19 protein-coding genes and 1 riboswitch are annotated in these 26,361 nt (G+C 40.3%); of the genes, 15 read left to right on the plus strand and 4 right to left on the minus strand.

The features are described from left to right. Both AB4517_RS08850 and trmA read right to left on the minus strand, forming a co-directional pair. Positions 1-959, minus strand: a 959-nt coding sequence (locus AB4517_RS08850) for a helix-turn-helix transcriptional regulator (RefSeq protein ID WP_372148215.1), incomplete at its 3' end; no start/stop codon positions are given. Between the two features lie 404 nt (positions 960-1,363). Further along, the gene (gene trmA, locus AB4517_RS08855; protein ID WP_372083444.1) at positions 1,364-2,473 is read right to left on the minus strand and encodes a tRNA (uridine(54)-C5)-methyltransferase TrmA; all 1,110 of its coding nucleotides are present in this window, start codon (positions 2,471-2,473) and stop codon (positions 1,364-1,366) included. A 154-nt stretch (positions 2,474-2,627) separates the two neighbouring features. Beyond that, positions 2,628-2,832, plus strand: a riboswitch (cobalamin riboswitch). Between the two features lie 39 nt (positions 2,833-2,871). On the opposite strand from trmA, the gene btuB reads away from it, so the two are divergent. The 5 genes from btuB (at position 2,872) to AB4517_RS08880 (ending at position 10,465) form a co-directional block, all read left to right on the plus strand. Beyond that, entirely contained in the window at positions 2,872-4,707 is a 1,836-nt protein-coding gene (gene btuB / locus AB4517_RS08860) for a TonB-dependent vitamin B12 receptor (protein WP_372148216.1), read from the plus strand. A gap of 242 nt (positions 4,708-4,949) precedes the next feature. Beyond that, positions 4,950-6,212 carry a tyrosine-type recombinase/integrase gene (locus tag AB4517_RS08865; protein ID WP_372148217.1) on the plus strand — a complete coding sequence of 421 codons (1,263 nt, stop codon included), beginning with the start codon at positions 4,950-4,952 and terminating at the stop codon, positions 6,210-6,212. Next, on the plus strand, positions 6,202-7,842 hold the full coding sequence (locus AB4517_RS08870; protein ID WP_123953387.1) for a hypothetical protein: 1,641 nt from the start codon (positions 6,202-6,204) through the stop codon (positions 7,840-7,842). Before AB4517_RS08865 ends, AB4517_RS08870 begins: the two co-directional genes overlap by 11 nt. Next, positions 7,839-10,049, plus strand: a complete 2,211-nt coding sequence (locus AB4517_RS08875) for a hypothetical protein (RefSeq protein ID WP_372148218.1) — start codon at positions 7,839-7,841, stop codon at positions 10,047-10,049. Before AB4517_RS08870 ends, AB4517_RS08875 begins: the two co-directional genes overlap by 4 nt. Beyond that, positions 10,046-10,465 carry a hypothetical protein gene (locus AB4517_RS08880; RefSeq protein ID WP_123953391.1) on the plus strand — a complete coding sequence of 140 codons (420 nt, stop codon included), beginning with the start codon at positions 10,046-10,048 and terminating at the stop codon, positions 10,463-10,465. The genes AB4517_RS08875 and AB4517_RS08880 overlap by 4 nt, the downstream gene beginning before the upstream one ends. 58 nt (positions 10,466-10,523) lie before the next feature. Here AB4517_RS08880 and AB4517_RS08885 read toward each other — a convergent pair whose 3' ends face one another. Beyond that, positions 10,524-10,844: a helix-turn-helix domain-containing protein gene (locus AB4517_RS08885; protein ID WP_372148219.1), complete on the minus strand. Its 321-nt coding sequence runs from the start codon at positions 10,842-10,844 to the stop codon at positions 10,524-10,526. Between the two features lie 103 nt (positions 10,845-10,947). On the opposite strand from AB4517_RS08885, the gene AB4517_RS08890 reads away from it, so the two are divergent. The 10 genes from AB4517_RS08890 to murI all read left to right on the plus strand — a co-directional run bounded on the left by AB4517_RS08890 (position 10,948) and on the right by murI (position 25,454). After that, positions 10,948-11,478 carry a hypothetical protein gene (locus AB4517_RS08890; protein WP_372148220.1) on the plus strand — a complete coding sequence of 177 codons (531 nt, stop codon included), beginning with the start codon at positions 10,948-10,950 and terminating at the stop codon, positions 11,476-11,478. Beyond that, positions 11,472-12,854, plus strand: coding sequence for a DEAD/DEAH box helicase (locus tag AB4517_RS08895; protein WP_372148221.1), 1,383 nt, complete (start codon positions 11,472-11,474; stop codon positions 12,852-12,854). The genes AB4517_RS08890 and AB4517_RS08895 overlap by 7 nt, the downstream gene beginning before the upstream one ends. An 82-nt stretch (positions 12,855-12,936) precedes the next feature. Beyond that, complete coding sequence (locus tag AB4517_RS08900) at positions 12,937-15,414, plus strand: type I restriction-modification system subunit M (RefSeq protein WP_372148222.1); 2,478 nt, start codon at positions 12,937-12,939, stop codon at positions 15,412-15,414. A gap of 11 nt (positions 15,415-15,425) precedes the next feature. Continuing rightward, complete coding sequence (locus tag AB4517_RS08905) at positions 15,426-17,003, plus strand: type I restriction-modification system subunit M (RefSeq protein WP_102361314.1); 1,578 nt, start codon at positions 15,426-15,428, stop codon at positions 17,001-17,003. Continuing rightward, positions 16,996-18,228, plus strand: coding sequence for a restriction endonuclease subunit S (locus AB4517_RS08910; RefSeq protein WP_102361313.1), 1,233 nt, complete (start codon positions 16,996-16,998; stop codon positions 18,226-18,228). The genes AB4517_RS08905 and AB4517_RS08910 overlap by 8 nt, the downstream gene beginning before the upstream one ends. 67 nt (positions 18,229-18,295) lie before the next feature. Beyond that, the gene (locus AB4517_RS08915) at positions 18,296-21,184 is read left to right on the plus strand and encodes a type I restriction endonuclease subunit R (RefSeq protein WP_102361312.1); all 2,889 of its coding nucleotides are present in this window, start codon (positions 18,296-18,298) and stop codon (positions 21,182-21,184) included. A gap of 9 nt (positions 21,185-21,193) precedes the next feature. Then, on the plus strand, positions 21,194-22,120 hold the full coding sequence (locus AB4517_RS08920) for a restriction endonuclease (protein WP_372148223.1): 927 nt from the start codon (positions 21,194-21,196) through the stop codon (positions 22,118-22,120). A gap of 115 nt (positions 22,121-22,235) precedes the next feature. Further along, positions 22,236-23,573 (plus strand): hypothetical protein, encoded by a 1,338-nt coding sequence (locus tag AB4517_RS08925; protein ID WP_372148224.1) that lies wholly within the window; start codon positions 22,236-22,238, stop codon positions 23,571-23,573. 336 nt (positions 23,574-23,909) lie between these two features. Further along, a complete protein-coding gene (locus AB4517_RS08930; RefSeq protein WP_372148225.1) occupies positions 23,910-24,587 on the plus strand; it encodes an ATPase in 678 nt (225 codons plus the stop codon). Positions 24,588-24,647: 60 nt separating this feature from the next. Next, positions 24,648-25,454 carry a glutamate racemase gene (gene murI / locus AB4517_RS08935; protein ID WP_017061053.1) on the plus strand — a complete coding sequence of 269 codons (807 nt, stop codon included), beginning with the start codon at positions 24,648-24,650 and terminating at the stop codon, positions 25,452-25,454. On the opposite strand, the gene AB4517_RS08940 is transcribed toward murI, so the two are convergent. Further along, positions 25,417-25,869, minus strand: a complete 453-nt coding sequence (locus AB4517_RS08940) for an RNA-binding protein (protein ID WP_017061054.1) — start codon at positions 25,867-25,869, stop codon at positions 25,417-25,419. The two genes, murI and AB4517_RS08940, sit on opposite strands and share 38 nt — an antisense overlap. Positions 25,870-26,361: the final 492 nt, after the last annotated feature.

A 26,361-nucleotide genomic window follows, 5' to 3' on the forward strand; every position in this document is an offset into this window, starting at 1 on the left:
GGGGGGGGGGGGACTGACGGCGGTATAGGTTGTTGTTCTACAAAGGTGATGTGGGTTTTATGTGCTTCTAGCCATGCCACTAACGGTGGTGTATTAGAAACCGTAACAGTGATGTGTAAATATGTATCGAACTCAGAGATACGTTGGTCGTTGGAAAGTGGTGTTTGGTAGAGATGTTCACCAGCTTGTTTAGTAATAGTGAATTCGAGTGTATAACGCTCATACTCTGTATTGGTGTATCCCGATGCTGAGTGTTGTAAGTCAAAATCTTGTGGGTAAGCAAACGTGAAGGTTGATAGTGTGACCTTGTGAATATGGCTGACATCAACAAAAGTAGCGTCTTTATTTCCCTTCTGGCGGTACACCAATATCAATGTATTACTTTGTTGTACAAGACCTAATGGCATGACATCTTTTCTGTGTTGCCCCTCTTCAGAGTAATAGTGCAAGTTTAACCAACGATTGTGGTAGAACCCTTGACTGATAGCTGCGTAAGCATCAGGGCAGATATTACGCCTTAGTTCATAAGTGCCGAATAAATCGATTTTTCGTAACCATTGAGACTCTTTTGAGTCCTGAGCTAAGGATTCTAATCGGTAGTTAGCATCTTCAAATAACGACTGAAGAGTATGAGATATATGAGAAGGGATTAAATAATGTATGTGAGACTCAGCCAGACACAACAGTAGTGCTTCTTGAGTACCAGAGCCAACAAGAGATTTGGCTTGCTTTCGTTGGTACCCATAAGGTTTGTCACGAGTATCTCGGTCAATATCAAAATACTCAAGTAACACATCAAGGTTACGTTGAATCGTTCGAATATCTCTATCAATACCTATCTCCTGAAGCTGTGCTTTGAGCTCAGAGGCCGTGACTTTGTGCCAATACGGTATGCGCTTGTATAACTCAAGTGCTAATACCATATGCTGGCGAGTGCTCACATGAGTAGATTTACTCATCGTGCACACCTTTAGCGAAGTGGAGCAAAATAGAGGTGACGGTATAACGATGTTGGAACAAGTCACTCTCACTCGGTTGATAGCAAGAGACGAAGCTCTTCACGCTAGGCTTTAAGGTGAGTTGATTGTATGAGTAGCTTGGGCATCTGGTGTCGGATGAAAGCGTACAATTGAAATTAATTGAATAATCGAGGTGGGCATGATGAACTCCTATGTTGGTGGATACATAGAAGTGATATGTGTTTGAAATATATTAGATTAGAAGTAAATACGATCAGTTGATAATGAAAATCATTAGTGTTAATGGTTTTTGGTTGGGATACGAAATTGCACCATCATAGCTAGTGCCGTACCCCAAGCCGTACCCAGAGTTGATTTTCAGGTAGTGGAATTTATGTAACTATTTATTTTTTAAGTTCTAATAGCACACCTGCTTCCATGTGGTGCGTGTAAGGGAACTGGTCAAACAGAGCAAAACGAGTGATGTCGTGCGTTTCGCTTAGGATGTCTAGGTTCTCTTTCAATGTTTCAGGGTTACAAGAGATGTACATGATACGCTCGTAGCCTTGAACCATCTTACAAGTATCAACATCCATGCCTGAACGCGGTGGATCAACAAAGATAGTGTTGCAGTTGTAGCTCTTAAGATCGATGTTCGCTTGCTGTAGACGACGGAACTCACGCTTGCCTTCCATTGCTACAGTAAAATCTTCTGCAGACATACGGATGATCTGAACATTTTCAATGTTGTTCGCAGCGATGTTGTATTGCGCAGATTCTACTGACGGTTTCGCCAGTTCAGTTGCCAGTACACGCTCGAAGTTTTGTGCTAGCGCTAATGAGAAGTTACCGTTACCACAGTAAAGCTCAAGCAAGTCGCCTTTGCTGTCTTGAGTACAGTCGACAGCCCATTCCAACATTTTCTCTGCTACTTTGCCGTTTGGTTGAGTAAAGCTGTTTTCTACTTGTTGGTAGATGTAGCTGTCACCATTCACGTCTAGCTTTTCAATGACGTAGTCGCGGTCTAGTACGATTTTCATCTTACGCGCACGGCCAATCAGGTTTAGGTTAAAACCTTCATCGTTTAATTGCTGCTTAAGTGCTTTAGCATCTTGAATCCACTGTTCACCTAATTGGCGATGGTAAAGCAGTGACACCAAAATCTCGCCGCTTAATGTAGAAAGGAAATCTACTTGGAATAGCTTATGGCGTAGAGAGTGGTTGTCCTTCATTGCATCTGTTAATAGAGGCATTAGGTCATTGATAAGACGGCTAGCTGCAGGGAACTGGTCTACGCGGTATTTTTCTTTAGTCTCTTGATTGAACATGACGTAATACATATCGTCACCTTCATGCCACACGCGGAACTCAGCACGCATGCGGTAGTGTTGTTCTGGAGATTCATACACTTCCAGTTCAGGCACATCATATTCTGAGAACATTTCTGTAAGACGCTCTGTCTTTTCTGCCAGTTGTTCTTGGTAGCGTTGCGGGTTTACATCTAAATTCGCCATTGTTATGCCTTTTGCTGTCGTGCTTTTAAATCAAGAGCGCAGATTTTATTCAATCACAGGCGCTTGTCCAGTGTTGAGAGCCATTCAATGTAAATCGACCATGAAAACTATAGCTTATAACTATCTTAGACTAGACAAATGATTCATAGGTCAATACTATCTTCGGCAAGCTGGTGTCATTTAGATGTATAGATGGCTGAAGAGGGAATCTGGTGTAAATCCAGAACTGACGCGCAGCGGTAAAAGAGAACGAGTATTCATAAGACACTGCAAATAGCTTTTTGTGGGAAGTCGAATATCAGGTAACCATAAGGTTGTGCTCTTGAGTCCGAATACCTGCCAGCGGCTAAACCATGACATGTGGTTTGGTAGGAATTTACGCGATTTAGGATCACAACATGAACAAATCCCTTTTAGCGGTTGCTGTAGCATCGCTGCTTTCACCTATCTCCAATTTACACGCCCAACAAGCATCTGCCGACGAAACCATGGTGGTTACGGCTAACCGTTTTGAGCAAAGCACGGAAAGTGTTGTCGCTCAAGTTGAAGTAGTAACACGCCAAGATATCGATCGAATTCAAGCTAAGTCTCTAACAGATGTGTTTAGACGATTGACGGGTATTCAGGTTTCACAAAATGGAGGCCGAGGACAGCAAGCTTCGATCTTTGTTCGTGGTGCTAACTCTGATCAAGTGCTTGTTCTCATTGATGGTATTCGTTTTGCGCGAGCTGCAAAGGGTGGTGTCGATTTTAGCCAGTTACCAATTACATTCGTTGACCGAGTGGAATACGTTCGAGGAGCTCGTGCCGCTATGTATGGCTCAGAAGCTATCGGCGGTGTTATCAACATTATTACTGTTGCAAACTCTGACAATGAAAAAACGGCAGTTAGTGCAGGTTTAGGAAGCTTAGATTACCAAGAGCTGAGCTTTGTTAGTGGTACTAAGGTCGGTGAAAATGGTCACTTGAACGTATCTGTTGGTTACGATTCTGATGAAGGCTATAACGTTCACCCCATGCCCGGAGTAAACGATGGCGACCGTCATGGGTTTGAATCACGTAATGCTTTGATTGGGTACGTACATAACTTCGACCAACAGTGGAGTGGCTTTGCGAACTTCCGCATGTTTGAAACCATTTCTCAATATGATGGTTCGTATGTTGATTTTAATACCGGTAACCCAGTCCATTCTTACAAAGAAGCTGAAGTTCAAAATTCGACCTTTGCTACTGGTGTTAAATATAGTGGCAGTGAACTTAAGTCTGATTTCTTAGTTAACTATCAGAATCAAGATAACTGGAACTACGAACAGTCTTTAGGCAAGAACTCAGCGTCAGCAACATCTGATGAGCTTGAACAGCTAAATGTTCAATGGGTGAATTCATACAAACTAACGTCGTCACTGACTCTTAGTGGTGGTGTAGATTGGCGTGATGAGGCTTATATTGTTAAGCCTTCGAATACTGAATACGACAGAACGAATGTTGCGTACTTCGCTGCATTAAACGCAGATGCGGATAAAGTGTTCGGAGAACTGAGTCTTCGTGTTGATGACAATGAGCAGTTTGGTACAGAAACTACTTACAACACAGGGTTAGGCTATCGTTATGCTGAGTGGCTTGTTGTAAAAGCAGCTTATGGCACATCCTTCAAAGCACCTAACTTGTATCAACTATATAGCTACTACGGTAATGCACAGTTAGAAGCTGAAAAGGCAGATTCATTTGAACTGACTTTTGGTGGCTTAATCAAGGATGTTGATTGGTCGATTACTGGCTATGACACGAACGTCGAAGACTTAATTGATTACAACTACGCGACAAGCAAGTACTACAATACCGATGGCGAAAGCCAATTACGTGGTGTGGAAATGGTCGTTGGATTTGATACTAGCTTTATTAACCACCAAGTGAGCGCTAATTTCCAAGACCCAGAAGATCAATCTGGTGAGCAACTGATACGCCGAGCTAAGAAGATTTACAAGTATAATGCAGTGGCTAGTTTCGATGATGTTGATGTTTCATTAGGTTTCCAATATGTAGGTGAGAGACCGGACTTCTCTGAAGATCTCGCAGCGTATAGCTTGTTTGATGTTTCAGTGAACTACTATGCGAATGAAAACCTTACTTTAAATGGTCGAGTGGATAACTTAACTGACGAAGAGTACGAGACTGCTGGTGGATACCCATCACCAGAGCGTACATATTACGTGAATGCTACTTACCAATTCTAATTATCACCTAAACCGCCTTCGGGCGGTTTTTTCTTATTGGGTATATCAATGAAAAAGAAAGTCGTCATAAGTTGGTCGTCAGGCAATTAAGTGTAATCTTTAATCTGTAAATACATTATTTTCATTAAACTCTTAAGTATCAATGCCTTAATCATTTTGTGATAGTTAATATCATTAACTGGTTTTTACTGGCTAACTGTACTAGTAGTTAATGTGTGTAAACTTTTTTGTAAAGGCAGATTATGCAAGTAAAACTCCACATATATCAAATAGGGGGGAAAACCCGAGTATCCCTTGTTAATAGTAGTTACCTTCCAGATTACTCCCTTTGTAATCATCTGTATCAAAGTTACGGAAATGACGCTATCAACACTCAAATATCAGTCGCACATGATTTAAGATTTTTCTTTGAATGGTTAGATCATGAGGGTATTGATATTGAACAACGAATATCTACAGGTGAGATGCTGCAGGCAGAAGAAGTTAGACGCTTTACTCAAAGTACGAAGTTTACTTTCAAAGGCATAACTGATCATAAAGAAGTTGCTTCTTTCCGGTTATCAAACAAGGCGATTAATAACCTTATTCATTCCACTAAGACGGTTTCGTCGATTGTAGTCCCTCCAACGACAAATAATCGCATTCGCAGGTCTCTTGCTTTTCTAGAGTATTTATACCTAGAGCACCACAGTACTGGGCACGTACCAACTTATATCGAAAAACGCTTTTCTGATATGAAGTCGGTCATGTTGCTTGGTATTCGGCGTGATACGGAGCTTCGGACATTGAATGGTGATCCTGAAATATCCGTCATTCCAGATAAGGCTTTCTACAAACTATTAGATATCATTCAACCAAATCATCCCAGTAATCCTTTTAAGCACTCTCAGTGGCGTAATGCGTTGATAGTTCTTCTCCTAGCTCAAGTCGGTGAGAGAAAGGGAGCAATTCTAAAGTTGAAAATATCAGATTGTGATTTCACAGGTACATGTACAAAAATTTATGTACGAAGAACACCTAATGATTTGACTGACCCAAGGAAAGATAAACCTAGCCAGAAGACTCGAGAACACACCGCATATGTAGATAAAGAAACGATGTTGGAGTTGAAAAGTTACATTGCAAACAAACGGAAAACATATATTGGCGCAGAACGTCACGAGTTCGTTTTTATCTCAGAGATGGCAACACAAGGAGAAAGTGGGGATCCGTTATCAATTTCGTCTGTGAATTATATTTTGAGAAGGTTGTCAGAGGTCATTGGTTTTCAAGTTACGCCTCATAAACTTAGACACAAATGGAATGAATTATTAGATGATATCAAAGATGGGGATGAGAGTGTTTCACCTGATTACCTTGAGAAAGTGCGTAAGTATCAAATGGGATGGTCGGAAAATAGCCAGATGCCAGCCCTATACAACAGATATAAAATCATCAAAAAAGCACAAGGATATCAGTATCAATTGCAAGAAAAACTATTGTCGGTAACTAGCCATGACTCTTAATCATTCTCTCGCAATCAATCTAGAAGATTTAAAAAGGGAATATGCAAGAAAAGCTGAGTTTACATCCTACGAAAACGTGCCGTTCAATATGTTTGATAATTCTTGGGAACTAGCTATAGGTCGTCATACCTCATTGAGCTGGGTAGATCAGTTATTTCTTAACGTAGATGATAACTTAGCTATCAGATATTGCTTAGCTCAAGAAGCCACCTACGGAAAGATATCTACGGTGAGGGGGAAAATCGTAGCTATCAAGAAATTGAATGCAAGTAGTCTAAGAGTAGGGGATGTTGAGTCGGCTTTCTTCAATTTACCGTTAAGTTATAAGAAGCGAGTTAAGAAGATAATAGAAAGGCTAGCTGCTTTTGATAATAAGTATGAGCCACTATTAACGATCTTAAAAGATAAGTCTTTTGGTAATGATTCGCGTAAGGTTTTTGACCCTGACAAAGGTGCTCTTACTGATTACGAGTTTACAGATTTCGCTATAAAAATGAATGAGTATTCAAGTGCTATTTTTCATTCGGATTCACAAGTATCTGAACTCTCAGTATTTATTACAGCTCGATTTCAACAGCTCTATCAAAAGCGCTTAGCGCAAGTTGTTTTATTAAAAGTAGGTGATTTTGAACTTAGAGTCGATGACTTTATTGATGGTGAAGAACTGAGAGTCACTATGCCTGTGAGGATAAATGATGAAGTTAGTGAGTCGGAAATTTCAGTTAGAGTACCGTCGGCAAAACAGCACGAAGATCTGTTTAGGCGTAGTTTTGAAATCAGTTCGATTAGGATTACTGGCCGATTTCTATTTGAGTTATCCAATTACCTTTCAAAATACCAAAAATTTATGAGAGAGCTCTTTGAGCGACAAGGATATTCTTTGTCTAAGGAGGAATTCAGTCAAGTATTTTCATGTTTGCCTTTAATTCCAACAACAGCATTGTATAGCACTGACTTTAAAGAATATATTTATGATAACCGGACCCTTATAGAATCGTTTTCAACAGATGGTAAGGGCTTTGTATATGTATCGGAAGCTTTAGAGGGTAGGGTTAGGCGGTTTTTTAAACTACTCAATGTAGGCAGTGATCGTGCTCCACAAGGTTCCTTTTCCTTGGGTAATAATCGTCTGAGGCATACACGAGCAGTAAAAATGGTAGTAGATGGATTATCTCGAAATGAGATAGCTGTTTCACTAGGTAATACTCCTAAGGCAGCTTCAGTTTACATTGACATGGCGGATGAGATTCGAGCGAAAATTGATTCTCACTTATCTAATTATACTTTTTTAGCTGATGCATTTAGTGGAAACATTACGTCTTCGATAGATAACAATGAGATTGCAATTGAAAGTGAAAGTGGCCAGTTAGGTAAAAGCGCAGAGTTAAAGGTTTGTCTCACATGTGAAAAGGCTCCCCCCACTGGTTGTTATGGTTGTCCTTCTTTTCGTCCTCTTGTTGATGCAGACCACTTGTCTCAGCTTTTATCCGTACAAGCAAGATATGATGCTCAAATAGAACAAGGGGTTCCAGCTAAGGTGCTGTCGGCCTTATTCCATCGAATTTTAGCGATCAAGGCTACTATACAAGCATGCGAAGACGTTAAGGCTTCTATTGGGGATATATTATGATCAACCGTTTTGAAAGTAACATTCGAGACTTTATCTCTCAGAAGAAAGCTATCCCTCTGACGTTTATGAAAGATCGGCATGGAGCTATTGAGTGGGAGGGAAGATACTTTGTGTTCGAGAATCTAGCTGTTGTATTTGTTAATACCTTAAAAATAGGTGACCAACGAATTTCTCGAACAAGTAAATTTAGTGATGATGATTACTTGTCTGAATATTACTCGAATTATTTAAAGGCAGTCGCATTGCAGTTTGGGATGAGGGAAAGTCAGCCTAAATCGAACATTAATTGGATTGTTACTTTTCGATTTATACTTTCATTCCTAGAGAATGAAAAATTATTAGTTTCTGACATAAGCACCAAGCTGGTTGGAGACTTGTTTAATCTTGAGAAAGTTTCCAAACTCTCAGATAAATTCAAATCAATGATGAAAGGGTGTTTCGAGTGGATGATAAAGGAACAACATTGCACCCCAAGTCTTAGACTTCCTAATGTGAACTATAAGGAAAATATAGAAAATGCGGTTAGTCGTAGTAAAAGTCGATTGCCAGACAAAAAATCTGTATTGGCAGCGGGACGAATCTTTAACGAGATAATACCGAACGAAAAAGGGGCGATTGATTGCTATACAGATATCAGAAGGCAGTTTGTTGCTGGAATGCTTTCTATCAGCTTTTCATCACCAAACCGAGCAGCCGCTGAGCAGCTGTATCTAGCTAATCAGGAGCTAAAATCAAAGCCTGTTAAAGGGGGAGATGGGGTAAAGACAACTGTATATATGTTGGATTGGCAAGGTTCAAAAGGATTTTCAAATTGGCAAAAACACATGTTTAATCAAATGGCTCCAATGTTGAGAAGAACGTTAAACTTCTTCAATAAAGCATGTGAGCCAGCAAGAATTTTGTGCCGATTCTTTGAAGCCCCCCAAGCGCCCTTGAAAGTAATCATAGGTAAATACAGTGTTAAGGGTAAACCTGTATGTTTAGAGCGAGCAACGACTTTATGGGAACTTGGAGGAATACTTGGGTTTTATGAGAGGTTTGAGCAAGGAAATAGGTTGAAAATTCAAAATATTGAAGGTTTTCCTTATCATATGGATCCAAATCGGATATTGAACTTAGAAGAAAAGTTATCTTTTTTGCAAAGAAAGCTAGGTAAGTATCCAAGCTCTAATACTGCTATAGATAAGGCTCTTCCAGTTGAGTTGCGAGGCACTCAAACACTGCAGCAACTACAAAGTTCTTTTATTAGGTACGTTAAGAGGGTTGTTCCGCAGTTTCCTTATCGTCAGCATCTTAATGGTAATTCTGTGCATTTAGCTCAAGCTCTTTTTGTTTTTACGGGAGCTCAGGTTTATTCATCTTCAGGGAAGTCTCTGTCGAATAGTGTTTTTATGATCGAGCCGTATAACCTGAGCTCAATGTATAATTATCTTTTGCATGAGTACTTTACGAAGTCCGGTTACGATGAAAGCTTCTCTATGACAGCCCATCAACCGCGTCATTTCATGAATACCATGTGCCAAGAGGTTGGGTTGTCTGATGAGATTATTGCGGAGTTTTCTGGGCGTAAAAATGTCACATCAAATGCAGTTTATAACCATCAAACAGAAGAAGAACGGCATGCTCAGATTGTTGACTTACATGGTGGTCCGTCATTTGAAGTTAACGTAATAACTGCTGCTGAGTATACTAATTTGGTTGGGCGAGCTGCTGCAGATACTGGAGTCGGCCTTTGCCTTCAGAGCTTAACGGAGAGCCCGTGTACATTCTTTAATGATTTTGAGGAAAATTGTATCGGGTGTTCTAAGAGTGCCTATTGCAAGGGAGATCAATCTTCATTGATAAAAATGCAGAAGGATTTATTGATACAAGAGGCAAGGTTATCAGACTCGTCCTTGAATAAGAACTTGTCGATAAACCTAATCTCACAACGTTGGTTTAAGCTCCATTTTTCAAAAGTCGAGAGATATAAAGCTCTGATCGATTTGATGCAAGATGATGAGATACCTGATGGTTCGTTAATCCGACCGTTAGGTTCTAGTCTAGGATTTTCTGTCATTGATTTGAAGAATAAAAATCGCGTATTAAGGGAGGTTACTTTAAGTAATCCATCTCGTAAATTACAAGAGATGATAGATTCATCTGTCGTTGTTCAGCCAAAAAAAGAGACAGGGTTACAGCGCTTATTCGATGAGTTTGATTTATGAAAAAAAATATAAACGAAGCTTTAACTAACAAACAAATAAATGATATTTGTCGTGTCATTACTCTGTGGGAGAGCAAATTGACATGGCAGAGATTAGTGGAAGTCATCAAGCGTGAGTGCGGCTTTTATATATCAAGACAGTCTCTTTCAAGTTATATCAGCATAAAAAAAGAATATGATTTAAAAAAGAAAGAGTTAAGAGGCATCGTCACGACGCGTTCGGATTTGGTCGATAAAGATCAGGCAGCTCTGATTCATAAGGTGGAGCGCCTGGAAGCTCAAGTGAGACAGTTGACAAAGGAGCGCAATTTGCAATTGGAAACGCTTGAGCGAATTTTCTTAAATGCATCTGAAATGCCTAACGTTGGCCGGCAGGGCTTGAGACAGCTCTTGGAGCCTAGAGAAGAAAACACTTAGTTGCTCTAAAGCTAAAAGTGTTTTGGTATTTCTAACAGAATGGAAAGAGATTATAGATTCATTCTTCAACTGGTTTGGATCTTTCCATTTTTTCAATTAGCTCTCTTTTATCATTGTCACTCATTTCTGCAATCAAGCAAACAAGCTTCGCAGAACACTCGTCTTCGCAAAAGAAATAGCTTAAAGGCACACCCAGCTCGTCAGCCATTTTCTTCAATGTACTGATATCCGGTGTATGCTTTCCTTTCTCGTACTGATTCATTCGCGCACTAGCCGAACTTTCATCGATACCAATGCGCACTCCCAATTCTTTTTGGGAGATCTTTGCTTTTTTGCGTACCTCTTTGAGCCGCATTGGAATAGGGTTGTCGATCGACATTTATGATTCATACTAATTGGCTCTATGTGACTAAGATTTTCTTAGTTTTACTGATTTCTGTATACTAAGCAATCCTTAGTATTTTGATTGGTATAACTGGTACATGAAACGTTCTATAAAAATCAGTGCATTAATGCACAAGTTGTTGATTGAAAAAAGAATGGATGGCTTTTCTGTTATAGAGGCAAGGGACGTCTCATTAAATGATGGATGTGGAACACAGAATCTTGATGAAGCTCGGAAGAAGGTTTATCGCCAAATATGGCAATATCAACAAAGGGGTTGGCTTCGAAGCGAGGGTGAAGGAAGGAACAAAAGGTATTTTCAAACCGAACAATTTATAGAACTTGAAGTTGTGCCTCGGAGAAAATCTGAACGTGAAATTTCGGTAAAGCAATCTACGTCGGATTACTCTGTGCTATTCCGAGAGAGCAACGAATACAAAGGTGAATTGGAGATCGTGCTTGGTGAAATAGATGAATACCATTCATTAAAATGTCGCTTCCCTGAACTTGAGAGTCGGTTAGTTCCACTGTTACAGCAAGCAAGAGAACGTTCAGCACACTTGCTTGGGAAGATGAATGGGCTAGAGAATGTTCTTAAAACTCTATCTGAGAGCGACCAACCGTGTTAAGACAGTGGCAGGTAGAATGTTCTGAGAAAGCGTTACAGAAATTTAGGGAAAATCAACAGCACTTCTTCTGCCAAGCAACTCCTGGCGCTGGTAAAACTGTGCTCGCTGCAACAGTTGCATCAAGGTTGCTTAACGAAGGTCTGGTTGATCTTGTATTGTGCTTTTCTCCATCTTTAACGGTTTCTGATGGAATTAAAAGAACCTTTTCTCAGGTTCTGAATTGCACTTTTAATGGCGGATTAGGCTCTATTGGGCAGTCGTTAACATATCAATCTATTCAATTCCTTAATGATGATTTTTGGAAGGCGTTACGTAACCATCGAGTATTTGTTGTATTTGATGAGATCCACCATTGCTCTGGGTCTGAACTTGAAAATGCGAACGTTTGGGGCCAGCAAGTACTTACTAAGATTCAAGGGCTCGCGACCTACACACTTGCTATGTCAGGTACTCCATGGCGTTCAGACTCTCTACCAATAGTAATGTCTGAATATAGTGACCCTGAAGGTCAAATCCTCGTTGATTATCAATACACCTTAAAGCAAGCAATTGTCGATAAGGTTTGCCGATCTCCAAAGTTGGTGTTGGTTGATAACGAACACCTTTCAGTGACCAGTGATGAGAAAGTTGAATCGTTTTCTTCAATCTTAGAAATGCTAAAGCAAACAAAAACTTCATATCAAAGTGTCATACATAACCAAGAAGCTATGGAGTACCTACTTGGGCTCGGTTGTAAAAAGCTCACAGAAATCCGCACCCAATCGCCAGGCGCAGGAGGTTTAGTTGTTGCTTCATCCGTTCAGCATGCGAAATCAATTCAGAAGATACTCGTTCAAAAGTACGATCAAACAGTCTCAATAGTTACTTACCGTCATGAAGAGCCTTTAACTGAAATAGAACGTTATCGTCAAAGTGATGTTCAATGGATTGTCAGCGTAGGGATGATCAGCGAAGGAACTGATATCCCTCGGCTTCAAGTTTGTTGCCATATGAGCTCTGTTAAAACCGAGCTGTATTTTCGACAGGTCCTTGGACGCATCCTTAGAGTCAATGAGGCCGCAAACCAACAAGCGTGGCTATTTACTTTTGCAGAGCAAAGCCTGATAGAGTTTTCTGAGCGGATTGAACAAGACATTCCTGACTCTTGTATGTTTGCAAAAATAGAGAGATTGATAGAGTTTGAGTTAGGATCTCAACGTACTTGCCTAACTGGTCATGGTCTTTTAGAAGAACGAGCAAAAGTGAACTCAAAGTTGGTTTGGAGTAGCGCTATCAGCACCGGATTTAACTCAACCGGATCTCTTAGTACACTCGATGAACTTCGATTGGGAGCTTTTAAGCAGCGCGTAATCTCAGCCTTTCTAGCCGCTCCGTAGTTTAAAAATGATCTATGCACTCTAGTACAATGCTTATTTCAGTTACAATACCGCTAACTAAACTATATGTAACTGAACTCTCATGATTGAACAATCTCAACAAGAATTAACCCGACAAGTATGGCAGATAGCGAATCACTTACGTGGTTACGTGCGTGAAGATGAATTTCGTGACTACATTTTAGGATTGATTTTTTATAAATATCTGTCAGATAAAATAAATGATTACGCTAATGATTTCCTTTCGGAAGATGGGCTTCATTTTGCTCAAATCGATGAGAAAAGTGAAGATGGAAGGGAGTATCTAGAGGAAGTTCGTGAAGAAGCGCGTCATAAATTGGGTTATTTTTGCAAGCCTTCTCAACTGTTTCATGTACTAGCAGAAGCAGGCACTAAAGGTGACTTTATTCTTGACGACGTTCATCAGGCTCTACGTGACATAGAAAAGAGCACTGTCGGGACCGTCAGTGAAGAAGACTTTTGTGGTTTGTTTGATGGTTTAGACCTTACATCCATCCGTTTGGGTCGGTCAGAAAAGGCTCGTAATGAACTGATATCTTTAACTCTTGGGCATATAGGCAACATTAATTTCGAAATTAATGATTATGATGTTTTAGGTGATGCTTACGAATATTTGATCGGGATGTTTGCCGCAGGTTCAGGAAAAAAAGCTGGTGAGTTCTATACGCCTCAGATGTTATCAAAATTAGTCGCTAGGCTAGCAACTGTAGGAAATGACAATATAGATACGGTCTATGACCCGACTTGTGGCTCTGGTTCGTTACTCATTCAAGCGGCTCAAGAATCAAAAAATATCGATGTCAGGTGTTACGGGCAAGAGCAAAACCCTAGCACATATAATTTAGCGCGTATGAATATGATTATGCATGGGTTTGATTATAGGTGCTTTGATATTCAAAACGATGATACTTTACACGCCCCACAGCATTTAGACCGCCGTTTTGATGTTATTGTTGCTAACCCTCCATTTTCGATGAACTGGTTACCTACTTCTCTCGATATTTCGGACCCACGGTTTGTAGAGCCTGGAAAACTAGCACCGAAAGCTAAAGCAGATTACGCATTTATTCAACATATGCTCTACCAACTGAATGAGAACGGTACAATGGCTGTAGTTATGCCTCATGGCGTATTATTTAGAACTGCAGCCGAAGGTTATATTCGTCAATTCCTGATAAAGGATAAGAACTACTTGGATATGGTGATTGGTTTGCCTTCCAATATCGTTCTCGGAACGGGTATTCCTGTGTGTATTCTGGTTTTCAAGAAAAGCAGAAAACTCGGCGACAACGTGCTTTTTGTTGATGCGAGTCAGTATTTTGAGAAAGGAAAAGATGCCAATTATCTTCGTGAAGAGGACTTGCAGAGAATCCTTAACGTAGTTTCAAAGCGGGAGAATATAGACCAATTTTCCCATTTAGCTTCTATGTCAGATATTGCAGACCAAGGTTACAACCTCAATATATCTCGATATGTTGATGCTTCACCTCAATCTGTTTACTTACGAGGGCTCAAGGAGCAGTTACAGGAGTATGAAGCTTGTTTATTGCTTCCATATACTCTCCATTCTTTTCGTTATAGAAAAGATTCGGATAACCAAGATTTAGATAACACACTTGTAATCTCTAAAACGGTTGGGAAGACAGTTAAGGTAAATGCTAATTCTATGGAAGAGGCAAAAGATGGTGACTGTGTTTTCGTCTTTAACAGAAATAGAGTCGACTCATTGTATCTAGAGCTGTTTTTCCGTTCTGAAGTCGGTCAAATGATTCTGATAGATTGTGCTGCTAAGGTAGGAGGTGCTATGAAAACTTTCAACTTAGAGTCTCTAAAGAGCAATTTGATAGCCTCAGTTCCTCCTTTAGAAGTTCAGAAGGCATGTGTTGAGTCCAATCAAGCTTTGAGTGCCATTTTGGAAAAGCTTGCTGAATATAAAGAAGATATCATCTTTAAACCTACGTTCTCTAAAGAATTGCTAATTCGGTTAGATACCACCGCTCAGTATGTTGAAGAGGCAAACTATCAAGAGCAATTGTTACAGCTAATACGGGTGGGTGAAAACTCAACAACAGAGTTCAAAGAAACTTTTTCATTGGATGTTAGGCAATGTAAAAACAATAAGGCCTATAAACCAGTCAAGGAGTTAAAGTTAGAAATATCTTCTTTGAAAACGATAGCAGGTTTTTTAAATTCTAGTGGAGGGGTACTTTTCGTTGGAGTAGATGATGATCAGAAAATCACTGGGCTAGAAGAGGAGTTTTCAATGTTTCACAGTGGCTCTGCGGATAAGTTTTTACTTCATTTCAAGAATAAGGTGAAGTCTCTGATAGGAGAGAGTTTCTATACATTTATTCAAATTGACCTTGAAGTAATCAAAGAATCACCAGTCTTGGTGGTAAAATGCAGTCGAGCAAATCAACCTTGTTTTTTAGGTAAAGAAAATACGTTTTATGTAAGATCTCCTACAGGATCCACCGACCAGCTTACTGGTCGAGAGATGTGGGATCACCTTAGAGTTCAATTTCAACAATCAAATTAGAGTTTCCCTAAATGGTCGAACAGCATCAACAAGAACTAAAGAAACAGCTTTGGAACATCGCCAACACCCTTCGTGGCAACATGTCTGCCGATGATTTTCGTGATTACATCCTTGGCCTAATCTTCTACAAGTATTTATCAGATAAGCTGAATCGATATGCTGATGAACTACTTTCAGAAGATGGTATTCAGTTCGCTCAAATCGATGAAAAGAGCGAAGAAGGCCAAGAGTACCTAGAAGCTGTTCAAGAAGAAGCGCTAGACAAGCTAGGCTATTTCTTCAAACCATCAGAGCTGTTCCATGTGGTTGCGAAAGCTGGTGCTAACGGTGAGTTCATTCTTGATGATGTACGCGATGTTTTGAATGACATAGAACAAAGCACCATGGGTGCTGACAGTGCTGATGACTTTAATGGTCTGTTTGATGAACTCGACCTTACCTCAAACAAGCTAGGTAAAACGCCAGATGCTCGTAACAAACTAATTGCTAAAGTGCTTGAGCACCTAGATAACATCGATTTCCACTTAGAAAACAGTGAAATTGATATTCTTGGTGATGCTTACGAATATCTCATTGGCATGTTCGCCAGTGGTGCGGGTAAAAAAGCTGGTGAGTTTTATACGCCGCAAATGGTTTCTAAGCTACTAGCTAAGCTTGTGACACTTGATAACCCGAATCTAAAGTCTGTATATGACCCAACGTGTGGTTCTGGTTCATTGCTATTGCGTGTTGCTAAAGAGGCCAACAACCCAGACTTAAAATTCTACGGGCAAGAGCAAAACCCAAGTACTTATAACCTAGCTCGTATGAACATGATCATGCACGACGTTCACTACAATCGTTTCGATATTCAAAATGACGATACGTTAGAAGCGCCAGCACATATCGAACAACGTTTTAGTGCGGTAGTAGCTAACCCTCCATTCTCTGCTGATTGGTCTGCAAGCCCTCTACACCAAAACAATGAGCGTTTTTCTGATTATGGAAAACTTGCACCTAAATCAAAAGCGGATTTTGCTTTTGTTCAGCACATGGTTCATCAATTAGATGATGATGGCAAGATGGCTGTAGTTCTACCTCACGGTGTATTGTTCCGTGGCGCTGCTGAAGGGCATATTCGCCAGCACCTTATCAAGGAGAAAAACTATCTCGATATGGTGATTGGTCTACCTGCCAATATCTTCTTTGGCACCTCTATTCCAACTTGTGTGTTGGTGTTGAAAAAGAGTCGTAAAGCAGACGATGACGTGTTGTTTATTGATGCCAGCAACCATTTTGAGAAAGGTACTAACAACAACGTTATGCGTGAAGAAGACTTACAACTTATTCTTGATGCTGTATCTAAACGTCAGTTGATCGATAAGTTCGCCTTTGTTGCAACACCTGAAGAATTAAAAGAGAACGATTACAACCTTAATATTCCAAGGTATGTAGATACTTTTGAAGAAGAAGTTGCAGTCAACTTAGAGGAAGTATCAAAGTTACTAATTAGCAATGATAAAGCGATGCTACAGAGTGATGAGTCGATATCTGAATTCTGCCTAGAGTTAGGAATAAATGTACCGTTTGAGGACAAGAAAAATGCCTAAGCAGGTAGTGCAGCCTCAGATTAGATTTTCTGAATTTGAAGGTAAGGATTGGGTAGAGTATCCCTTATCAAAAGTAGCAAAGATTGAGAGAGGCCGATTTTCACCGCGCCCTAGGAATGACCCTCAATTCTATGGGGGCGATATTCCTTTTGCTCAGACTAAGGACGTTAGTTCATCAGGAGGGTGCATCAGTACTTATTCTCAAACCCTTAATGATAAAGGATTAAAGGTAAGTAAATTATTTCCAGAAGGGACCATTTTAATGACGATAGCTGCCAATATTGGCTACTGTGGTCTATTAACGAAAGCAATGGCTTGTCCTGATAGTCTTGTTGGTATTAGCTGTAAAAAAGGAACACATAATCGGTTTCTTAATATCTATTTGAATAGGGAGCAACCTAGAATTGACTACCTTGCGCCTCAGGCGGCTCAAAAAAATATAAATATTGAATTTTTATCGCCTTATAAAGTTAAATTGCCGACGGATGAAGATGAACAACAAAAAATCGCTGACTTCTTAACTTCCGTCGATACTAAAATCAGCCAACTAACCGAAAAACATCGTCTACTTAAAGAATATAAAAAAGGTGTGATGCAGCAGGTCTTTAGTAAGAAAACCCGCTTTAAAGGTGATGAAGGCAATGCGTTTCCTGAGTGGGAAGAGAAATGTTTTGGTGACGTATTTACGAGAGTCACCACAAAAAATAAAGAGAATAACGAAAACGTCCTAACCATTTCTGCTCAAAAGGGGTTAATCAGTCAGCTCGAATACTTCAATAAGTCAGTAGCGGCTAAGGATGTTTCGGGCTATTACCTTTTACATAAAGGTGATTTTGCTTATAACAAAAGTTATTCGCAAGGCTACCCCATGGGGGCAATTAAGCCTCTTAAGCGCTATGAGAAAGGTGTAGTTTCTACTCTTTACATCTGCTTTAGACCTAAAGCTAAGTTCAGTGAAGCATACTTCGAGCAGTTTTTTGATGCAGGAATGCTAAACAGAGAAATAGCTAAAATTGCCCAAGAGGGTGCTAGAAATCATGGATTGCTCAACGTGAGCGTTAAGGAATTTTTTGATGATATCAAACTGACTGTTCCCATTTTAGATGAGCAAAAGAAAATCGCTCAATTCTTACAGTCTATTGATACCAAAATCGAAGGCGTTGTAGAACAAATAGAACAAACCAAACAATTTAAGAAAGGCTTACTTCAACAGATGTTTGTGTAACTTCTATATGCATAGCCCTATCAGTTAGGGCTTTACATAAAGGCACTCAAGGAAAGTAAATCGTCACATGGCTTATCAATCAGAACAACAATTAGAAGATAACTTAATTGCTCAGCTTTGCACTCAAGGCTTTGAGGTTATTGCGCTTAAAGACAATGCTGCGCTTGAAGCAAACCTAAAAGCTCAACTTGAGAAAGTGAATGAATGTACGCTTTCAGACACAGAGTTTCGTCAGGTACTGGGTAAGCTAGAGAAAGGCAATATCTTCACCAAGGCGAAGACATTACGCGACCAGCTAGATGTTACTTTGGATGATGGTGATAGCCGGCACCTTACGTTGTTGTTTGATGATGCCAGTAAAAACAAGTTTCAGGTTGCCCAGCAAATTACAGTGAAGGGTATCTATACCAACCGTTATGACGTGACGGTATTGGTGAATGGTTTTCCTCTTATTCAAATTGAGCTTAAACGCCGTGGTATTGAGTTAAAAGAGGCGTTTAATCAAGTTAAGCGCTACCAAAAGCATTCCTATCATGCCAACCACGGTCTGTTTAATTATATTCAGTTGTTTGTCATCTCTAATGGGGTGAACACCCAGTATTTCTCTAACAATAGTGAAATGTCAGCGAAACAGACGTTTGACTGGACGGATTTTGATAACAAGAGAATTAGCCAGCTTCCGAGCTTCGCTAGTGCGTTCCTAACAACGTCGCACCTAACAGCGATGTTGACGAAATACATAGTTTTGAATGAGACAGGTAAGTTCTTAATGGTGCTGCGCCCGTATCAGTTCTATGCGGTGGAAGAGATCATTAAGCAAGTCAAAACTACAGACTTGAACGGTTACATATGGCACACCACGGGTTCTGGTAAAACGCTGACCTCTTTTAAAGCTGCGCAGATTATGACTTCATTAAGTGAAGTCGATAAAGTCGTTTTTGTTGTTGACCGTAAAGACCTCGATTACCAAACAGCGTTAGAATTTAATGCCTTTGCCAAAGGTTGTGTAGATAGTACAGACAATACCAATATGCTATTTCACCAGTTAATCGATAAGCCAATTAAAGGCAAAAAGATTAACGAAAACCGCAACAGCAAACTTGTCGTTACGACACTGCAAAAGCTCAATAATGTGGTGACTAAAAAGCGTTACCTAAATGAGATGGAAGCGCTACAAGATAAACGTATTGTTTTTATCTTCGATGAGTGTCACCGCAGCCAGTTTGGTGATACGCACCAGAACATCACAGAGTTCTTCAAGGGGGCTCAGCTGTTTGGTTTTACGGGGACGCCAATCTTTGCCAAAAACGCAGTGGCTAAAAAGTCCATTAAGAAAACCACAAAAGACCTTTTTGGTGAATGTTTACACCCTTATGTGATTGTTGATGCAATTCGTGACAACAACGTTTTGAAGTTTGCCATTGAGTATGTGGGTCGTTATCAGTACAAAGATGGTTCGAACAACAATCTTGATATTGAAGTTGAAGATATAGACACTAAAGAGCTTCTAAGCTCTCCTGCGCGCCTTGATAAGATTACCGACTACATTATTGCTCATCACCGAAGAAAGACGCACAGCCGCGACTACAACGCGATGTTCTGTGTATCTGGTGTGCCAGAGCTAGTCCAATACTATGAACTACTTGCAAAGAAGAAAGCGGAAGGTAGGCATAACCTCAAAGTGGCGACCATCTTTAGCTATGAAGCCAATGAAGAGGAAGAGTACGAGCTAGGCAATGATGATGCAGTAGAGATTCAAGAAGCCGCCGCAAAATATTTGAATGACGGAGACGCAGTAAAACTGCACAGTCGAGATAAGCTTGAGTCTTTCATCGGCGACTACAACAAGATGTTCGGCACAAGCTATACGACCAAAGATAGCGAGTCTTTCTATAACTATTACAAGAACATCTCTAAGCGAGTGAAAGCCAAAGAGATCGATATTCTTCTTGTCGTAAACATGTTCTTAACGGGTTTTGACGCTCCAAAACTTAATACGTTATATGTCGATAAGAACCTAAAGAGTCACGGACTCATTCAAGCATTCTCGCGAACTAACCGCTTGTTAGATGAAACTAAATCTCACGGTAATGTGGTCTGTTTCCGCAACCTGAAGAAAGCAGCAGATGATGCATTTAAGTTGTTCTCTAACAAACAGCCGAATGAATCTATTGTTATACCGCCATTTGAAGATCTGTTAGCAGACTTTGATAAAGCTTATGAAGCGTTAATGACAATTACGCCAACAGTTGATTCAGTTGATGATCTTCCTGATGAAGAGGCTCAGGCTCTGTTTGTTAGGCAGTTCCGAGAGTTGATGCGTCTTAAAAATATGCTGTGTAATTTCGCTGATTTCGATATGGACTCGACCGCAATGAGCGAGCAAGAGTTTCAGGACTTCACCAGTAAATATGCCGACTTAAATCGCCAGTTACGTGAGAACTCAACCAAAGAGAAAGTATCAATACTTGATGACGTCGATTTTGAACTTGAGTTGATGCACCGTGATGAAGTCAATGTTGGCTACATTCTTCATTTACTACGTGAACTGCATGAAGAAGAGAGCACGGACGAGAAAGAGCGTAAGCGCCAGGTTATCGCAAACTTGATTGCTTCTGACCCTACGTTACTCAGTAAGAAAGCTCTAATCGAGAAGTTCATGAATGACCATCTTGATGGAATTCCCGCTCACGCTGATGTTGAAGAAGAGTTTGAATTCTTCTGGGAAAAAGAGAAACGTGAAGCTTTAGAGAGCATGGCAACAGAAGAAAACCTAGATACTGATAAGCTAGAAATCTTGGTTAACCGTTATGAGCTTAGCGAAGAGATGCCACTACGTGATGACTTTGCAGGAACGCTACAAACCAAGCCTACGATATTGCAACGTAAAAAGATTGTTGGCCGGTTGACTGAGAAGTTCAAAGGGTTTGTCGATACGTTTATTGGTGGGTTTTAAAGGATTATTATGAGTTTACCTAAATTTAATGAAATCATGCCATTTGCTCTGTCGTATTTTGATGAGCATGGTGCTCAAAAGTGGCGTGTTATTGAAGCCCCTTTAGCTAATGCTATGAATGTGTCAGAAGAAGAAGTTCAGATCGAATATGAGTCTGGTAATGGTAAGATCTTTTTAGACCGAATTAGTTGGGCACTAAGTGGGTTAACCACAGGAGGCTTACTAGAGAGACCGTCACGAGGTGTATATCAAATCACTGACGTTGGACGTTCTTTTTTAGATAAAACCAACGATATCTACCCGTATGTGAAAGATAAGGTAGCTCAGCGTAGGCTTGAAAGAAATAGTGAAAGTGCTAGCGTTTCTTCTGAACAGATAGAAGACTTAGCAGGAAAAACACCGGCAGAAGCGTTAGAAAATGCTTATCAAGAGATACTATCTGAAAGATATGATCAGGTCTTAGATACCATCCTTTCCAAAACACCGCGAGAATTTGAGCATTTAGTTGCTAAGCTACTGAGTAAAATGGGTTATGGGGGGCAGCTTGAAAACGCGGCTACTGTAACTCAGGGAAGTCACGACGGCGGGATCGACGGAGTTATCAGAGAAGATGTTCTGGGTTTTGGACGTATCTACATTCAAGCGAAAAGGTACGCTAGAGACAATTCGATCAGTCGAGAAGAGATCCAGAAATTTGTAGGTGCACTTGCTGTTGCGCAGTCAAACAAGGGTGTGTTTATCACGACTTCTCGTTTTACTGAGCACGCTAGCCGTTATGCTCAAGAGTTAAATGGCAGTACCAATCTTGTATTGATTGATGGTATTCAGTTGGCTAAATATATTTACGAGTACAGCGTAGGCATGCAAACGGCTCGAATAGTTGAAATCAAAGAGCTTGATTCTGACTTTTGGGATGATATGGATAATGATAGTTAAGTAACGATGTTCGGCTAGAAGATTTAACCGCTATTTCAGTACCTTTCTCTCACTTGAGGAAGCTAGGCCCTAAATCAAGCACTCCTCACAAACAATCAAAATTTAGGAAAGTCCAATGTATATAACTAAAGCAATTAGTATTAATGGCGGTTGGGATGTGTTGTGTTCGAATCAACCAGCATTTAACTCTGTTAGAAGTGTCGTTAATTCAATTAACCTTGAGACGCTTGATAAACTTGAAAAAGCTAAGGATGTTCCTCGAGGAAAAGTTCGCCCGGTGACTGTAACTAAATTTATTAGAAGTTTACCTCTGGCGAGTGCAAAAAGAGCAGTAGCGACTAAGAAAAAGCGTGAGCATCGTTTCAAAAGTGGTGTGTCTTTTGATGGAGCAGTCTCTTTTAATCAAGCTTGTATGAATGTAATTGATAAGTGGGCTTTAGTTGAAACAGAAAGAGCTCAAATGGCGAAATACTGTGACGTGTCTGTATTAGTTATGTTCGACCATATCCCTAAATGGCTTCATGCTCCGCAATGCAGCGAGCTTGATTTTAATGGAGGTCAGTTTGAGAAATCTCTGCAACACATAAAGCAAAATTTGCTTCCTCTTTATCATGAGAGACCACTTGTGATTCTTGGACTATCAGAAGATTTGAGTTCAACTGAACTAATTGAACTGGAGAACCAATTAGCAGGGGAGTCGATTGTTCGTTCTTTAGAGTTCTCTCCAGAGCATTATCAGGCAGGAGTCGGCATACTCTCTTACTTTAGCGAAATATTGCAGCAAAAATACCCTGATGTAGAGGCTAAAGTTAAAATAGAGCAAGATGGTCTAAAAGTGAGAATGACGGTAGATACACCTGATGGTTGTCAAGAGATTGTTGAAGAAGCTCTGACCAATTACACGCTCGTACTCGCAAAAGAGATACCACCGGAAGATCTTCTAGAAGATAAACTCCAGATTCATAAACTCAAAATGAAGCTCGATATAGCGGAAATCGAAGTTCGTAATACGCGGGATCTTATGATGATCGCAGATACTACTTACAAAGAAAGAGTAGGTAGCCTAGAACAAGAAATAGAATTTATGAGAACCAGTATAAAAGACCAGATGCAGTTAACACATACAGCCCATAATCTAATTGGGATGCAGTGCGACAGAGAGAAAGTCGTGTCACTGGCACACATAGAAAACCAAAAGGTAACTTTAAAATCTTTAGCTGAATCGAACTGTCAAAATGTTGCATTACATCAGGCGCTTAGCAAGTTGAACAATATGGTTAACACGGAGTCTGTTGACCAAGTTGAGGCAAAGGAGGCGCTGACTGTGATTCAACGAGAATCTCCAAGTACGTTTGATAAGCTGCAAGGCGCATTGGAAGGTACTATGTATGGTGTTAGTGGCAATATTCTGTTTCAGATATTCCAGCAGGTTGCGTCACTTGCAGTAGCTTAAGTTAGTATGTTTATTCACTAGGTCTTTCTAATAGCATGTGTACCTCCGCCACTTCGCAAGTTGCGATGCGCAAGTTGCGATGCGCAGGTTGCGATGCGCAGGTTGCGATGTGGAAGTTGAGTAAACTAGATTGTTAATTTCTTCGGGTGATTTTTAAGTTCTATTTGTGTTTTTTCTGGTTGTTACTATTCAAATAATAGGAGTTACATCCTTAGAAAGTGTTAAAGCAAGAGATGATGATTGCCAAGTATTATAACTAATACAACCTAGTGTTGACACATACACTTGATTTTGTAAGGGCGGATGTTTTTTAAAAGTCTTCTGCTCAAAGAGTTCATGGTTGCCTTTGTTGTTAATAATAGAATAAAGCTTGCACATAAAGGCAAAGACTCTACATTAACCCTAGAACGTCTACTTGAAAGCACCGAGTATGAAGTTGTTGCTCTCTATACTACGTATGTTGGTGATGAGGTTCCTTTCCAAGTCACGTCAATCGATGTTGTCGGAATGCAGGCAACATTGTTCGGTTTGCCATTAATAACGATTGAGCTGCCGGAAGTCTTCCCAAGTAACGAGATCTATCAAAGTACGATTGTTACGGCGCTTAAAGGATCGGGTTTATCTATTGATGCCGTGGCATTCGGCGATATGTTTTGCAATGGTATTGCTGACTACCGAAGAAGTTATATAGAACCTGCGGGCTGGGAGTGTGTATTTCCTCTACTGGGAGAGAGTAGCCAAACTCTGGCTCAAGAAATCATAAATAGAGGAATCGAAACCTTTCTCGTCACAGTTGATAGCGATGCATTAGACATGAGCTATTGCGGGAAAGAATACACGCCTGAACTAATAGACAGTTTGCCAAGTCACGTCGACCCATGTGGAGAAGATGGTGAGTTCCATACCTTAGTCACGTCAGCGCCATGCTTTAAAGGTAAGCTTAAGATAGAGCTAGAAAATGTAGAGCAGGGTGAGCGCTTTGGGCATCAATGCTACCGAGCTTGCATTATGTAGAGTGATGATTGGCGAAAACTAGGTGAAGGGGTATCATTGCTGCGGAACTTATTACAGGTAATGGTTGTGTCGGAAAGCATACAAAAAAACATATTGGTCTTTGATTCTGGAGTTGGCGGTCTGTCTGTATATAAAGAGATAAGCCAGTTACTACCCAATCACAACTATATCTATGTATTCGATAACGAGGCTTACCCTTATGGTGAGCTCGATCAGCAAGTCCTCATTCAGCGAGTCCAAAGTATCGTCGCCAGTTTTGTGGCGAGTCACGCTATTGATATCGTGGTGATAGCTTGTAATACGGCCAGTACGATAGTCCTGCCGACACTTCGCGCTAATAACCTTATCCCTATTGTCGGCGTAGTCCCGGCAATCAAACCTGCTTCGTTACTGGCTAATAAAGCGGTTGGCCTTATTGCGACTCCCGCGACGATTACTCGTGAATACACACACGAGCTCATCAAAAACTTCTCGAGTAATAAAAGAGTAGAGCTGTTGGGTTCTACTCGGCTGGTGGATATGGCCGAAGATAAACTCAGAGGCGAGGAGATTAGCCTTGAAGAGTTACAGCAAATCCTTCAGCCGATGATTAACACAATTGATGTGGCTGTATTAGGATGTACTCATTTCCCATTGATCAAATCAGAGATTCAACAAGTACTAGGTGAAAGTGTAGTGCTGATAGATTCTGGTAAAGCGATAGCTAAGCGGGTTCAAGATTTGTTGGGTTTGGAAAGCGTTAATAAAGAAGGGGGAGTACGTGAAGTTTTTTGTAGTGCACTTCCTAAAAAAGAAAGTGCACTAAATAGTATGTTAAAGCAGTTAGGGTTTAGCTCAGTTCAGATTCGTCCGCTTCAGGATGTTTAGGATCATTTGCAACACGTACTTTTAAAGTGCGTTGCATGTAATCTTTATCGTTAAGTGCAGAGATTGCATGATTCACATCATTACTTGCCATAACAACAAATCCAAAGCCTCTTCTTTTACCAGTACGTTTATCTTTCATTAAACGTACTGCAAATACTTCACCATGCTCTGAGAATAATTCACGTACATGTGATTCGTTCGCTTTGTATGGAAGGTTACCCACATAAAGTGTTTTGGTTGAAGCCTTAGGTTCTGAATCTGATTTTGAGTCGGTGCTTGAAAAGTTAACAACAAAAGCGGAAGCCAAGACACCAAGGATAAAGGTAATTGCAGGCGATATATCTACCTGAGAGAAAACAATGCCGCCTAATACAGCCAGTGCGACAATTAACAACATCGATTTTTTTGAGTTCATATCGGAATACTACATATTAATAAACGAAATAGACGCATCTACCATTAACAAAATAGACACATGAATCTTACGTTCATGGCTTCCATTTTTCCAATGTATTGCTGTGATACGTCTCAAATGTTTAGTTTTTATTCGAAAAATGCGGATCTGGTGGCTTTTTAGGCGAACAAAACTTTTATTTCAAAAAGCCCTTGTGCTCCATCTCAATCTCTCTATAATGCCGCCTCACCGACACGGAGTGAGACGAAAGTCACACAGCGAAATCGGTAGAGAAAAAGAGTTTGAAAATAACCCTTGACTCTCAAAGTGGTGCAGGTATAGTACGCACCCCTAGCGACTGAGATGTGAATCACAAAACGCTAGCGCTCTTTAACAATTTAAACCTATCAATCTGTGTGGGCACTCGTTGATGAATATCAAAACGTTTTATCGTTAGATAAAACAGATTCTTCGGAATCAAAATTGATTTCAATGAACTGAGTGACCAATACG

Source organism: Vibrio sp. 10N.222.52.C3 (assembly GCF_041474195.1).
GTDB lineage: Bacteria > Pseudomonadota > Gammaproteobacteria > Enterobacterales > Vibrionaceae > Vibrio > Vibrio crassostreae_C.

Coding starts and splice junctions, on each gene's coding strand:
- AB4517_RS08940 (WP_017061054.1), bottom strand. CDS start 25,869: ATGAACTCAAAAAAATCGATGTTGTTAATTGTCGCACTGGCTGTATTA.
- AB4517_RS08875 (WP_372148218.1), top strand. CDS start 7,839: ATGATCAACCGTTTTGAAAGTAACATTCGAGACTTTATCTCTCAGAAG.
- AB4517_RS08865 (WP_372148217.1), top strand. CDS start 4,950: ATGCAAGTAAAACTCCACATATATCAAATAGGGGGGAAAACCCGAGTA.
- AB4517_RS08930 (WP_372148225.1), top strand. CDS start 23,910: ATGGTTGCCTTTGTTGTTAATAATAGAATAAAGCTTGCACATAAAGGC.
- AB4517_RS08925 (WP_372148224.1), top strand. CDS start 22,236: ATGTATATAACTAAAGCAATTAGTATTAATGGCGGTTGGGATGTGTTG.
- AB4517_RS08910 (WP_102361313.1), top strand. CDS start 16,996: ATGCCTAAGCAGGTAGTGCAGCCTCAGATTAGATTTTCTGAATTTGAA.
- AB4517_RS08885 (WP_372148219.1), bottom strand. CDS start 10,844: ATGTCGATCGACAACCCTATTCCAATGCGGCTCAAAGAGGTACGCAAA.
- AB4517_RS08880 (WP_123953391.1), top strand. CDS start 10,046: ATGAAAAAAAATATAAACGAAGCTTTAACTAACAAACAAATAAATGAT.
- btuB (WP_372148216.1), top strand. CDS start 2,872: ATGAACAAATCCCTTTTAGCGGTTGCTGTAGCATCGCTGCTTTCACCT.
- AB4517_RS08915 (WP_102361312.1), top strand. CDS start 18,296: ATGGCTTATCAATCAGAACAACAATTAGAAGATAACTTAATTGCTCAG.
- AB4517_RS08905 (WP_102361314.1), top strand. CDS start 15,426: ATGGTCGAACAGCATCAACAAGAACTAAAGAAACAGCTTTGGAACATC.
- AB4517_RS08890 (WP_372148220.1), top strand. CDS start 10,948: ATGAAACGTTCTATAAAAATCAGTGCATTAATGCACAAGTTGTTGATT.
- AB4517_RS08920 (WP_372148223.1), top strand. CDS start 21,194: ATGAGTTTACCTAAATTTAATGAAATCATGCCATTTGCTCTGTCGTAT.
- AB4517_RS08870 (WP_123953387.1), top strand. CDS start 6,202: ATGACTCTTAATCATTCTCTCGCAATCAATCTAGAAGATTTAAAAAGG.
- AB4517_RS08900 (WP_372148222.1), top strand. CDS start 12,937: ATGATTGAACAATCTCAACAAGAATTAACCCGACAAGTATGGCAGATA.
- trmA (WP_372083444.1), bottom strand. CDS start 2,473: ATGGCGAATTTAGATGTAAACCCGCAACGCTACCAAGAACAACTGGCA.
- murI (WP_017061053.1), top strand. CDS start 24,648: ATGGTTGTGTCGGAAAGCATACAAAAAAACATATTGGTCTTTGATTCT.